9 protein-coding genes are annotated in these 13214 nt (G+C 70.3%); 2 read left to right on the top strand and 7 right to left on the bottom strand.

Going from position 1 to position 13214, the window contains the following annotated elements:
* Nucleotides 1-22: 22 nt before the first annotated feature.
* Nucleotides 23-1564, top strand: a complete 1542-nt coding sequence (locus ABEA87_RS16015) for a hypothetical protein (protein ID WP_345630331.1) — start codon at nucleotides 23-25, stop codon at nucleotides 1562-1564.
* 320 nt (nucleotides 1565-1884) lie between these two features.
* On the opposite strand, the gene ABEA87_RS16010 is transcribed toward ABEA87_RS16015, so the two are convergent.
* Nucleotides 1885-3585, bottom strand: a complete 1701-nt coding sequence (locus ABEA87_RS16010) for a ricin-type beta-trefoil lectin domain protein (protein ID WP_345630329.1) — start codon at nucleotides 3583-3585, stop codon at nucleotides 1885-1887.
* Nucleotides 3586-4108: 523 nt separating this feature from the next.
* A complete protein-coding gene (locus ABEA87_RS16005) occupies nucleotides 4109-4591 on the bottom strand; it encodes a hypothetical protein (protein ID WP_345630327.1) in 483 nt (160 codons plus the stop codon).
* A gap of 188 nt (nucleotides 4592-4779) precedes the next feature.
* Here ABEA87_RS16005 and ABEA87_RS16000 point away from each other — a divergent pair, with 188 nt between their 5' ends.
* Nucleotides 4780-5985 (top strand): ABC transporter substrate-binding protein, encoded by a 1206-nt coding sequence (locus tag ABEA87_RS16000; RefSeq protein ID WP_345630325.1) that lies wholly within the window; start codon nucleotides 4780-4782, stop codon nucleotides 5983-5985.
* Here ABEA87_RS16000 and ABEA87_RS15995 read toward each other — a convergent pair.
* The 5 genes from ABEA87_RS15995 to ABEA87_RS15975 all read right to left on the bottom strand — a co-directional run bounded on the left by ABEA87_RS15995 (nucleotide 5980) and on the right by ABEA87_RS15975 (nucleotide 12997).
* Nucleotides 5980-6654: an ABC transporter ATP-binding protein gene (locus ABEA87_RS15995; protein ID WP_345630323.1), complete on the bottom strand. Its 675-nt coding sequence runs from the start codon at nucleotides 6652-6654 to the stop codon at nucleotides 5980-5982. The two genes, ABEA87_RS16000 and ABEA87_RS15995, sit on opposite strands and share 6 nt — an antisense overlap.
* A complete protein-coding gene (locus ABEA87_RS15990) occupies nucleotides 6651-8261 on the bottom strand; it encodes an ATP-binding cassette domain-containing protein (RefSeq protein ID WP_345630322.1) in 1611 nt (536 codons plus the stop codon). Before ABEA87_RS15990 ends, ABEA87_RS15995 begins: the two co-directional genes overlap by 4 nt.
* Entirely contained in the window at nucleotides 8258-9205 is a 948-nt protein-coding gene (locus tag ABEA87_RS15985; protein WP_345630320.1) for a branched-chain amino acid ABC transporter permease, read from the bottom strand. Before ABEA87_RS15985 ends, ABEA87_RS15990 begins: the two co-directional genes overlap by 4 nt.
* A gap of 420 nt (nucleotides 9206-9625) precedes the next feature.
* Nucleotides 9626-11911: a WD40/YVTN/BNR-like repeat-containing protein gene (locus ABEA87_RS15980; protein WP_345630319.1), complete on the bottom strand. Its 2286-nt coding sequence runs from the start codon at nucleotides 11909-11911 to the stop codon at nucleotides 9626-9628.
* Nucleotides 11912-12442: 531 nt separating this feature from the next.
* A complete protein-coding gene (locus tag ABEA87_RS15975) occupies nucleotides 12443-12997 on the bottom strand; it encodes a manganese efflux pump MntP (RefSeq protein ID WP_345630317.1) in 555 nt (184 codons plus the stop codon).
* Nucleotides 12998-13214: the final 217 nt, after the last annotated feature.

Below are 13214 nucleotides of genomic sequence, written 5' to 3'. Positions count from 1 at the left end.
GGTGCCGTTACGGAGGTCTGGCATGACGGTTTTGGGCGACGGCAGCGATGACCTGGCCGAGCTGGGCATCCCCCGCCACGCGGCCAAGGCCATCTCCGGCGTCGTGCGCACCGCCGTCACCCGCACGATGTGTGAACTGTTGCCGGGCGTCCAGGACCGCCCCCAGGCGTGCCAGTGGCTGGTCGCCGCCGCGCTCTCCCTGACGCAGATGGCGCCGCTCGCGGCGCGGTCGGCCCGACCGGAGCTGAGCACCGGCCACGCCAACGCGGCCGCGCTGCCCGGCATCCTGACCCACGTCGCGGCGCTCGAGCTGATCAACCGGTACCAGGCCAGACACGGCGAACTGCCAGCCGGCGGGGCCGGTGGCGAGCCGCCGACTCCCTCTGCCGCACTCGTGGCCGCCCGGGACTCCGCCGCCGCCGCGCGTGAGGCCGGCGGCGGTGCCGCCCGGGAGCGGCTGCGCGCCTACGGCGAGGTTATCGCCGGCGCGATGCGCCGGGTGCTGGCAGACGACGCCGGTGGCGCCGAGGGCGGCTGGGTACTGCTGGCCGCCTCGACCGCGATGGGCCTGCACCGGGATGTGCTGCCGGAGCCCGGGCGCCCACGCCGGCGCCGGGCACGGGAGGAGGCCGGCGCCGCCGCGGCCGGCTTCGCGTATCGGTACGGCCATGCGGTGATGCTGGCCGCGGCGCTGTCGCTGCTGGACGACCCGGGTTCACCGCCGGGCGGCGCACCCGGATCGGCGGGCACCACGGACCCCACCACCATGGACCCCACCGACACGGATCCCCCGGCCGCCGGGGCTCCCACCGCCTCGCGGGATGTCGCCGAGGTCGGCCGCACCGTCCCGAACGACATGCGTGAGTCATTGGACTGGCTGGCGGCGGCGCGGTTCGACGACACCATCGCCGAGGCGGTGGACCGGACCAGGCGACTGGATCCGACGGTCGAGGCCGTCGCCCTGTCGGCGCGAGCCGTCTCGCCCACATCCGAGGATCCGTCCGGCCCGCCGGTACCGCCCACCGTCCCGCTCGAGCTGGCGGGAAAGCTCGCCCGGCAGTGCGCGGTGGCCCACGCCCTGGATCTCGAGGAACTGGCGGTCGACTGCGCGGAGCGGGCCACGTACTGGTATCGGTGCCTGGACCCCTCCGTGCGACTGGGATCGCAGGACGCGGGGTACCTCGCGTACAGCGCGCTGACCGTCGCGCAGGCGGCGCTGGCCGTCGGTGACGTGGCCGGTGCCCAGCGCGCCGCCAGCGAGTCCATCGCAAGCTTTCAGCAGCACACCGCCCTGGTCACCCACGTCAACTGGCCGGACCTGATGCACGCGCTCACGGTGCTGGGCGAGTGCCAGGTCCTGCTGGGCCAGATCCCCGCGGCCCACCAGTCGGTGACCGACCTGCTGTACCTCCTTACGGAACTTCAAAAACAGACCCACGGGCCGGTCGGCACGCCAGGCAGCATGCCGCCGGTCTGGGGTCTTCCGGTGGTACCTACGGGACGGGACTGGCGCCGGATGGTCAAGCGGATGGGGGCGCTGGGCAAACGGATGCCACGGGAATGACACCCGGCTGATGGGCGGGACCCGGAAGCACTCATCCAGCTTCCCAGCGGCACGGCCGTCACCGTCCAGACTTAGACACCCGACGCGCTGTCCGGTCTCGGGTCCCTCGGCAGGCATGCCCGCGCGGGAACCGCACCGGGGCTGACCGACGCAGCGTGGCCGGTGAAGCATGGGTACGGTGATAGATTCGCGGAACGTTCGGCGGGGCAGGGGGCGCACTCAGGTGCAGGATCCCTTGGCAGGACGGACTATTACGCCCGGCGCGTGCAGCGGACTCCATTCGCGCTGGCGATCTTCACGACGCTGGCGGGTGAGCCTGCTCAGGTGACGTTCCAGTTCTGGGTGGCCGCGCCGGAGCAGACGCTGGTCAGCGCGGTACCGGCGGCGTTGCTGTCCAGGCACCGGCCAGTCTGCGCGTCCACCAGCAGACTGCCCAGGCTGTACCAGTTCTGGTTGTTACCGGCGTTGCACACCCGGGTGTACGCGCTGCCGGCGGCACTGCTGTCCAGACAGAGCCCGGTCTGCGCGTCCACCAACGTGGTACCGACAACCTTCCAGTTCTGCGTGTTCCCGCCGCCGCAGGTCCCTGTGCTGGCCACACCGGCCGTGGTGCTGTCCAGGCAGCGACCCGTCGAAGCGTCGTGGAAGGTGAAGTGGCTGGCGGCCGCGCCCGGGGCACCTACCACCAGGGTGGTCACCGACAGCGCCGGCAAGGCGACGTCGAACGTACCGTTGATGGTCGTTGTCGTGGCGACCTGCCGGGGTGCCGCGGCGACCGGACCGGTCTGGTTGATCTGCCAGGCCGTCATGGTCCGGCGCTGACCGTTCGCGAGGTGGATCACCGCGTTCTTGGCGGTCGCGTTCTCATTGATCAGCACGATGTTGTCCTGGCCACTCGAGGCGTGCACCTCGACACCGGCCAGACTCGACGTCGCGGAGACCAGAGTCGTGCCGAAATGCGGGAAGAGACCGGCCCCGGTGAACATGCTCATCGCCTCGTAGCTGGGCATCGGGGTGTCTTCCGAATAGCCCGCGGCCATGTTCAGTCCGTCGGCGACCAGGCCCAGGCCGCCGTTCTTCGTCGCGTACATCATGCTGTCGTCGCCCGCCGCGAGAATCCGGCCCAGCGCGGCGGCGTCCCACACCGAGGCGAATCCCGCGAAGTCATCGGCCATCAACGCCGTCGAGATGTTCCACTCCCCGACATGAATGGCGATCTGGCTGGCCCGGCTGGGCACCACCGTGTTGATCAGCGTCCGCATCGACGTCAGGTACGTGCTGAGGTTGTTCAGCTCACCGACCAACTGCGCCTGGGTCAACGGGCTGGTCGGCCGCTCCGGATAGAAATGGAAATCCACGAAGTCCACCCGGGACCCACTCACCTGCAGAAACGGCCGGAGAAACGCGGAGTCATAGGTGTTGGTGGTGCCTCCGCCTATCAGAATGGTCGGGTCAACCGCTTTCATCGCGTCGGCCAGCGCGTCGAACCGGGCACTGTAGGTGGCCGCGGTTTCCCCGTGGCCATCGGGCTCATTCCCGATAATCCACTGGTGTACCGGATTGGCGCCGCCAACGTTGAAGTGCGCCACCATCGCGGCGGCGTCGGCGGTGCTGGTGGTATCTCCGATCTGCACGATCGGCGACTCGCCCACCGCCCGCTGTCCCGCGATCCACTGGTCGCCGGTGATCGCGGTGTCGCAGTAGGCCGGCTCGCAGACGATCGGACTGCCGGGATCACCCGGTGTCTGATAGATGAGCGGGATCCGCGAGTACCCAAGGCCGAGTGTTTTCAACAGTTGCTGCTCAGCCGGATCCTCGGCGAAGTCCGGCGCGCCGAACGCGGTCTCGTCGGCCCCGATCGCGGCAGGATCGATCTTCTGCACCGGGGTGCTGAAGTTCACCAGGATGTTCGGCGTGCTGGACGCACCCGGCAAGGCGGCGGCGCTCGCGGCACCGGACCGGACCGGCGACACGACCGCGCCGAGAACCACCAGTCCCACCACCAGGCCGATCCGGATCACAAGCCTCGACGGTGGACAGTGGAAACGAGGCACAATGGGCTCCTTGACAGGCGACGCGCGCGACAGCACCAAGGTGGCAGGGCCGGCCGAGCGCGAGAACCTGGCGAGTATTCCAGCACCCGCCATGCTTTCGCAAGATCAGTAACCATCGACGTGCTCGTGACAACCCACTGTCCAACGCACCGCAAGCCCAAGGCATGACGAGCCGCGCCGCACCGCCCAGTCGTCCTCGTCGAGGTTCCCTGAACGTGAGCCTTTGCTACGGCGTCCCGGAAGGGCTGACTCAGCGAGTCCGGTCATTCGTCGTGGCACACGGCGTCCGCGTTGATGTTCCTGGCATCGAGCAGTACCGGCACGCTGGCTTGAGCGACCCCACTGGATTTCCGATCGGCGTCCGCTCCCGGGCGCTCCACATTCGACGATTCGGCCCGGTGCGTGGGGCGAAGGCGCGGTGTCCCCGGCGGAACTGGTGCGGTGGGCGCTGCCCATGAGCTGCGACGCAGCTCCGCCGGACGAGGCCGCGCTAACCGAGCTGGTACTTGACCCGCACCCGACCCGTGCACAGCTGGATCACTTGGATCGCGACAGTCTGCGGGCCGGACAGCGTCGCCTCGGCCTCGGATCCCTCCTCCTGGTCCTTGCGCTCCAGCTTGTACCCGGCGCTGACGAGCAGGTTCGCCGCCTCGTCGCGGACAACGTCCAGGTTGGTGGGATCGGCCTGCTTCCAGACGAAGAACAGTTCGGTCTTGCCGAACGGCCCTTTGGCCTCGTACAGGTGCCCGTCGGACACCATCGGGAAGTTCGCGGGCGGCTTGAGCGCGGGAGTGGCGTCGAGGTCGCCGGCCTTCGCGCAGTCGATGCCGTTGGCAGCCGGGGCAGCGCTCGTGGCGGCCGGTGGTGCCGATGAGCCGGACGAGTCCTGGGCCGGCTTGCTGCTATTACCACAGCCGGCGAGAGCGGCCAAGGCGAGGAGGCCGGACGCGGCGAGAATGCTCGGACGGTGCACAACTGCTCCTATCGCCGCCGATGTGATCTCTCGCACGCTAGTTGCTCCGGTGCCGTCCTGTCCTCCGACGATCGTCGAAGCGACGGCGGACAGGCGCAGTACATCCGTATAAGGCCCCATGGGCAGCGGTCGGGATAATCTCGCACCCTATGGGGCGAGGTCGGACGTTTCTCGGCGCGGGTTTGGTCATGCTGTTCGCAGCGGCGTCGGCCGCGGGCTGTTCGTCCGGGCAGCGATCGGGCGGCTCGTCCAGTGACCTGCGGATAGTCGTAAGCGCACCGGTGAGCAGCCAGCCGTGGATCGCCACGTCGATCAAGAACGGAGCCCAGCTGGCCGCCAGCGAACTCGAGTCCCAAGGCGGCGTAACCGTTGGCACCGCCAAGCGCCACCTGAGCGTGCAGGTGCTCGACAACGGCGGCTCGTCGACGAAGGCGGCGGCCGACGCGCGTACCGCGGTTCGCGAGCACGCGGCGATGCTGCTCATCGACGGCGTCGGCGCGAGCTCCGTTGCTCAGGTGACCGACCCGGCCAACCTGCCCGTGTTCATCTGCTTCGACGGCGGCGACGGACTGATCGACCCCTCGAAGTGGCCAACCCTGTTCCGCATGGCGCCGGCCGACCAGCCGATGGCGCGCCGGCTCGCCGACTACATCGCCAACAGTCATCCGAGCGTCGGGCTGCTCAGCGATGACTCCGACTACGGCCAGCAGGGTCGCGCCGCGCTGCACAAGGCGTTCGGCATCGATGGCGTCCGCATCGTCTCGGACGGCCAGTTGCCCGCGCGGGTGGCCGACGTGACCCCGCAGGTGCTCGGGGCCAAGCAGGCCGGCGCCACTCGTCTGATTGTGTGGGCGAGCGCGGCCGACGTCGCCGCGATCGTCCAGGCGGTGCACGAGGTCGGCTGGTCGGTGCCGATCATCACCGGCACCACCGGTGAGGACCCTCTGGTGCGGCAACGGCTCGCCCAGCACCCGGACTGGCTGCACGACGTCACGTTCGTGTCGTTTCGCATGACGGCCGAGGTCGGACCCGCGCCGTTCGAGGCGTTCCGAGGCCGCTATGAGGCGAAGTTCGGGGCCGAGCACGTGGGCGTCAGCCAGAACGGCAAGGCGGTAATTCAGCCGCCGGACTGGGCGATGTTCTCCTACGACGCGGTCCGGCTCGTGATGTCCGCGCTCGCCAGCGGCGGCTCGGCCGGCACCGCGTTGATGGAGAAGCTCAACCAGGTCAGCATCGTCGGCGCGAACGGCGACTACCGGGGCTACGGCCCGGCGCAGCACGAGGGCGTCAACCCCAGCGACATGTACTTCGCGCGATTCGACGGCTTCACGTTCGTGCCGGTTGGCGACGACCCGTTGTCCGACACGCTGCCCTCGGTGAACCAGCTTTCATGACGGCGGCGCCGAGCCGGCTGGCTCGATACGCCCTTCGCGCAGCGACAGCATCCGGTCCGCGACCCGCTCGGCCAGCGACCGGTGCTGTTCGATCAGCAGCGTCGCAGTGCCCGCGTCCCGCAATGCCCTGATCGCGGCGGCCAGCGCGTCGATCATCGCCGGGGCGAGACCGCTCGACGGCTCGTCGACCACCAGCAGTTGCGGCGCGCTCATCAGCCCGCGGCCGATCACGAGCATCTGCTGCTCGCCGCCGGACAGCGCGGCGGCGAGCAGCCGGCGCCGATTCCGCAGCGCCGGGAACGTCTCGTACACCTCGCTCAGGCGGCCGGCGAGCAGCGGTCGGTCGCGGCGGCGGGCAGCGACCGTCAGGTTCTGCTCGATGGTGAGGCTGGCGAACACGCGGCGCCCGGCGCTCACATGGGCCAGCCCGTGCCGCACGATCTGGTGCGGGGCAAGGCCGGTGATATCGCGCCCGGCCAGGTACACCGACCCGGTTCGGGCGCGGTGCAGCCCGGACACCACCCGGGCCAGGGTCGTCTTGCCGGCGCCGTTCTCGCCCAGCAGTGCGACGATCTCGGCCGGGTCGACGTGCAGCGACGCGCCGCGCAGCGTTTCGGTGCCGCCGTACCCGGCCCGCACGTCGCGCACGTCCAGCAGTGCCGCGCTCATGCCGACGTACCGGATCCGGTCAGGGCGGGCACGACCTCGTGCGGCGTGCCGTGCGCGACAACCCGACCGCCGTCGAGCAGGCTGGCCCGGTCGGCGACATCGGCGACGAGCGACGAGTCGTGCTCGACGAGCAGCAACCCCACACCTCGTTCAGTCAACCGGCGCAGCACGACGCGCAGCCGCTGTCGCTCGTCGGCGCTCATCCCGGCCGCCGGCTCGTCCAGCAGGAGCACCGCCGCACCGGTCGCGGCCGCGCGCGCGACCTGCAGTAGCTGCTGCTCGCCGCCGGTGAGCGAGCGCGGATCGTCGTCGGCGTGACCATCCAGATCCGTCAGCTCGAGCGCCCACCCGCCGTCGGCATCTCGCCCACGAGCCAGTGCGGCCAGCCGTACCTGCCGGTATGGCGTGAGGCTGGGCAGCTCGGCCGGACGCTGGAACGTGCGGGTCACGCCGGCCCTGACCCGGCGCGCCGTTGCGGTGCGCGTGATGTCGGCGTCGCGGAACTCGATCTGTCCGGCAGTCGGGCGCAGCGTGCCGGACAGCACCCGCAGCAGGGTCGTCTTGCCGCTGCCGTTCGCCCCGACGAGCGCGTGTATCTCGCCGGGACGAACCTCGAGATCGACGCCGTCGAGGATCGTGGCATCGCCCAGGCGCACCGACACCCCTCGGGCGACGAGCGTGCCCGGCACCACCGCTCCGGCATCGCTGGTGTCGCTCGCGGCGCGCGGCCGGCCGCGCACGATCGGCAGCAGCCGGCCCACCGGCCCCCGCAACACGACCACCAGACCGAGCAAGGCGGCGGTCAGCACGCCGTCGACGCCGACGGCCGGCACCTCAGCCGCGGCGGCGATCGAGCCGGCCAGGTGCGGGATGGCGGCCACCACCGCCCATCCGGCCACGGGCGCCCACACCCGCGGCGCGGCACCGCCGATCAGCGCGGCGACGAACAGCTGCAACGACAGCAGCGGCGACACGTCGGCCGGCGCGGCGGCACTGGCCAGCAGCGCGATGCCGGCACCGGCCAGCCCGCCGAGCGCCGCCGCGCAGATCAGCGCGACGGCGCGGCGCGCCCGGACCGGCACGCCCAACGTTCCGGCGAGCGCCGGGCCTTCGCGTAGCGCGGCCGCCTGCAGGCCGGCTACGCCGCGCTCCCAACGGGCGAGCGCAACGATCACCCCGGCGCAGAGCACGGCCGCGACACCGAGGTGCACGCCCTCCGTCAGCGTGAACGACAGGTGCAGGATCCCTGAGTGCAGCCTGATCGGCACCGGCAGGCTCAGCCCGTCCGCACCGTTGCTCAGCCAATGAAACGACTGCAACGCCGTGTACGCCAGCCAGGCGATTGCCCACGTCGAGAGGGCAACGTGGGCCCGGGGAAGGTGGATCGTCAGCACCGCGACGATACCCCCCAGTACGGCGGCTATCGCGACGGCGAGGAGCACTGCGGCGGCCAGCGGCAGCCCGACCCCAAGCAGGTGCGCGACACCGAACGCCCCGGCCGAGACGAACGCGCCCTGGCAGAGCACCGGCTGGCCGCAGTAGGCCACGCACAGCGCCAACCCGAGGACCGCGACGAGCATGTACAGGTCGGAGGCCAGCTCGGTCATTCGAGCACCACCGCGCGCGATCGCAGCGGGGCCAGCGCGAGGGCGAGCACGACGATCGCGAGCGGAAGCACGTCGGCGTAGCGCGGGCCGAGGAAGCTGGCCTGGACCGCGAAGGCCTCGATCAGGCCGATCACCAAGCCGCCGGCCAGCGCGCCGCGGATCGACCCGAGCCCGCCGAGGGTGGCGCCGGCGATCGCCTTCAGCCCGAGTACCACTCCGGAGTCGACGCTGATCGACTGGCCCGGCGCGATCAGCAGTCCGGCCAGCCCGGCCAGGGCACCGGCGACGGCGAACGCGAGGAGGGTCAGCCGCCGCACCGGCAGTCCGAGCAGTGCGGCCGCCGTCGCGTCGTCGCTGACCGCGCGCATCCGCACTCCGACCCGGCTGGCGACGAGCAGCCGTTCGGCGAGCAGGCCGACCACCAGACCGATCCCGAGCACGCCGAGCGTGCGGGTCGTGACGACCGCCCCGCCCGGCAGGTGCACCAGCCCGGACCGGTTCAGCTGCGAGAGGTGCAGCGGGTCGGGTACGGCGTACGCGTCCTGGTCGAACGCGAGCCCGAGCAGGGCGCGGACGAGCAGGCCGGCGGCCAGGCCACCGCCGACCCAGCCCGCGACGTCCCAGCCGCGTGCCGCCCTGCCGACCCGGGGCACGAACGGCCGCACCGCGAGCAGGTACACGAGCACCGACGCCAGCGCGCCGGCCGCGAGTACGACGATGGCCAGCCCGGCGGAGCTCGCGAGGCCGAGCGTGGCGGCCGTCGGCGCCGAGCCCAGCAGCAGGATCACACCGACGAACACCGAGCCGATCGCGAGATCGCCGTGCGCGAACGCGATCACCCCGGTCAGCCGCTGCAGCAGCGTGAATCCGATTGCGATCAGCACGTATGCCGAGCCGGTCGACAAGCCGCTCACCACGGTTTGAATCGCCACCGCACCGGTCACTCGATGCAGCCTAGCGGTCTGACTGCGCGTCCGGACCGAGACCGGCGGCGTAAGGGCTGGGCCTCGCGGATCACCGGTTCTTTGCAGCGACAAGTCGGACCGGTCGTCTCCGGCGGGCCGGCGATATCGATGTGGAAGGGGTCCGGTACGCCGTCCAGATCGCTGGGCATGTGAGAACGTTAGGTGCGGTCAGCCCGCCCGTCATCGGACAGATGAATGGAGGGGGCGGCGGCGATCTGCACTGCTGTCGAGAATCCGGTTCGAGGCGGTGTCCAGCGGTGCCGCCGGCACCAGCCAGCGCCGGACACGGCTGGGCGCGCCGTGTTTCCACGGTCGCGCCCAACCTGCGTTCCGGCACACCCCCGGGAATGTCTCACTGTTACCCGACGTGACGGCCGTTGGACTCTCTGACGGTGATCGTCAATTCGTCACATGGAGCTGGTAGACGCCGCGGCCGAAGGTGGCGGCGTACACCGTGCCGCCGTCGGCGCTGAGCTTGACGTCCAGTACCGGGCAGTTCGGCAGCTGCGAACCGAGCCGGGCCCAGTTCTTCTTGCCGTTCTTGAGGTAGAAGACGCCGTAGTCGGTACCGACGTAGAGCTGGTTGTGCGCCTGGTCGTAGGTCACCATCCAGACCGGGGCGTTGGGCAGGTTGCCGCTGATGTTGGACCAGGTGCGGCCGCCGTTGGTCGACATCCACACGTTCGCGGCCAGCTCGCCCTCCCGGTAGTCGGAGAAGGTGGCGTAGACGTGGTTGGCGTTGGTCGGGTCGACCTGGATCGACGTCACCCACTGTTGCGGCAGCACGCCCACCCCGAGCTGGGTCCAGGTGGGGTTGGCCGAGGTGGCGTTGGTCGTCTTCCAGAGCTTACCGGTGTCAGTGCCGGCGTAGATGGTGCTGGACGGTGACGTCGGCGTTCCGGTGCTCTTGGCCGGAGCGATCTGGGTGACCGCGCCGTATTCGTTCGCGTAGTAGGTGTCGGGGTTGATCTCGTTGGCGGGGACCTTGCCGGGCAGGCTGTCCGGGCTGTCCGGCGTCGTCGGGCTGATCAGCGTCCACGCGTTGGCCCCGGACACCACGCCGTCGCCGGAGCGCGCGATCGACGTGCCCGCGACGTACACGTAGTTCGGGTCGGCCGGGTCGAGCACGATCGGCATGTCGGTCGTGATCCGGGTGTTGGACGGCCAGGCCGGGCTGGAGAAGCTCGTGTTGGTGCTCAACGTCGAGCCGCTCGATGCGGCGTCCACCCGGCGTCCGCAGCTGATCCGGGGCGGAACTGGCTGCGAGCACTGGTAGTAGGTGTTCTGGTTGTTCGGGTCGATCTGCACCCAGTGACCGTCGCCGCCGCCGAAGCTCTTCCACTGCGTGAGGTCGGTCGGCTCGACGCCCGGCGACCACGTGTTGACACTGCCCTGGTCCTGCAGCCCGGTGGCCATGCGCACAGAGTCCTGCTGCGACACCGCCAGGTGGTAGGACTGGTTCCACGGCTCGACCTGGGCGTGCGTCCAGGTGCGGGTGGCCCCGTTCTGGGTCGAGTAGTACACCCCGCCGTCGTCGCCGTTGTAGACCAGGTTCGGCACCTGCGGGTCCCACGCCATGGCGTGCTGGTCGGAGTGCGGGCCGCTGGAGTTGGTCCACGTGGCGCCGCCGTTGGTCGACTCCTTCAGGCTCACGTCCGCGGCGAACAGGTGGTTCTCGTCGACCGGGTCAACCCACAGCCGCGCGAATACCCACTCGTAGCCACCGGTGACCGACCCGGGCTCGGCGGCGCCGCAGCTCCAGCTGGCGCCGGCGTCGTTGGAGACGTAGAAACCCTTGTCCGGGCCGTTCGCGCCAGCGAACTGGATGTAGACGCGGTTCGGGTCGCTCGGGGCGAACGCGATGCCGATGCGGCCCAGGTCGGCGTCGGTGTTCAGGCCGCTCTGGTTCTGGTCCCACGCGCACACCGGCCCGTTGATGGCCGAGTTGTCCAGCCGGGTCCAGGTCTTGCCATCGTTGGTGGAGCGGTACAGCCCGGAACCGACGCCGCCGTACTGGAACGCGCCGTTGTTACGGGAGCGGTCCCACATCGAGGCCAGGATGATGTTCGGGTCGGCGGGGTCGACGGCCACGTCGATCGCACCGGTCGTGTCGTTGGTGGGTGCCAGCGACAGCTTCCAGTCCTTGCCGCGGCCGTTCAGCTCGTAGAGCCCACGCTGACCGGACACCCAGGACAGCGACCCCGTCGCGGCCGCCCACACCTGGCTCGGGACCTTCGGGTTGACCACGATGCGGCCGAACGCGCCACTGTCCGGCAACCCCCACTGGCTCCAGCTCGCACCGCCGTCAGTGGACCGGTACATGCCGTCACCGAAGAACGTGGTGCCGCCGCCGGACGGGTTCGCCTCGCCGGTACCTGCCCACAGCGTGCCGTCCGAGCTCCTCGCCAGCGCACCCATCGCCTGCTGGTCGCCGGTTGGATAGGACGGCGCCCAGGTCACGCCGCCGTCCGTGCTCTTCATGATGCCGCCGGAGGTCACGGCGGCGTACACCGTCGAGGGCGAGGTCGTCGGATCGATTGCCAGGTCCGTGACCCGACCACCGACGTTGGTCGGACCCACCGACTGCCAGGGCTGTTTGGTGTCGCCGGTCGGGATGCGGGAGGCCTGCTGCCGGGCCAGCGCCACCTGGGCCTCACCCGTCGGATGCCCGGATCTGTCGTCCACAGCCATGAGGCTGTCCGGGGCCTCGTTCTCGGGCTCACCCAGCGTCTGAGCCTGATTCTGCACTAGATTCAGATCGAGATTCGGACTTCGGCCAGCGGTGGCACTCGATTCCGTCACCGTGAAGGTTGCGGCAACGACCACGGCGCCTGCGGCGGCGAGGAGGCCGGCTACCCGCACGTACTTGATCTGCATGTGCACATCACCCTCTCGGCCCGATGAACATTCGCGCGGCACATGGCACACGCGGGTCTGCCCATAGGATATCGAATAGACTCGATCAGCGTCATCGAGCAGATGTCGAACATCGATGGGTCCACAGCCGTCTGTCTGACGGTGCGCCGATCGGGCCGGCTCGCCGATCGGATCGGCCGCCGGGGATCAGGCTCCAGCGCTAGCGTGAACGAGAGGTTACGTCGCACCGCTCACGGCGCGCCCTCCTCAGGCCGGACCAGACCGACTTCCAGCGCACCTCATCGTCGGCCTCGCACGGGATCCGATGCCCGCGGGAGCGGGAGGTTGCGGGATGTACTTCTAGGCCAAGAGGCGTTCGGCGATGAGGAGCAGCCCGAGGGCGATCAGTGCGATGCCCGCGAGGCGTTCGGCGGCCTCCCGCAACCGCTCGCTGACCCGGGTGCCCAGCCGAACGCCGAGTTGCACGGCCACGAAAGCCTGAACGCCGATGGCGATGATGACCGGGAGGACGGGCAGGCGGGACAAGCCGACGCCGAAGCCAATCGCAAGCTCGTCAAGACTGATACTCAGCCCCAGGCCGAGCAGCGCGACACCACGCGCGGTCACCAGGCGACCGGCCTTTTCTTCGTCGTCGTCATCGTGTACGAGCATCCACGCGCCCATCGCGATGACCGCGGCGGCGGCCAGGCAGTCGGCGACGTCGCCCACGGCGCGGGCCAGCGGCGCACCCGCCGCGAGGCCGACCAGCGGCATTCCGGCCTCGAACACCACGAACAAGGCCGAGATCCGCCACCGGGCCGCACGGGTCAGCCCTCCGGCCGTGCCGAGCGCGGCGGCCACGGCAAACGAGTCAAGGCCCAGCGGCAGCACGAACCCGACCAGCTCGAGGACCATCCGAGCAGCTTACGGAGAATGGCCGAGACCGCAGGACGGCGCGCCCGACCAGCGCATACCCGCGCGGCCGATCGGGCCACCACCGACCCAGCCCGGCACTGACCACCAAACGAACTGGCCACTGCCGCTCGGGCTCGCCGGGCACGAGGGCCTCACCGTCATCGTCGGCCTCAACGGCCTCCAGCTGCTCCGCACCTTCGCGTGGACCATCACAAAG

It is taken from the genome of Rugosimonospora acidiphila, from assembly GCF_039543385.1.
Classification (GTDB): Bacteria; Actinomycetota; Actinomycetes; order Mycobacteriales; family Micromonosporaceae; genus Rugosimonospora; species Rugosimonospora acidiphila.
This window is presented reverse-complemented; position numbering and strand designations above follow the sequence as displayed.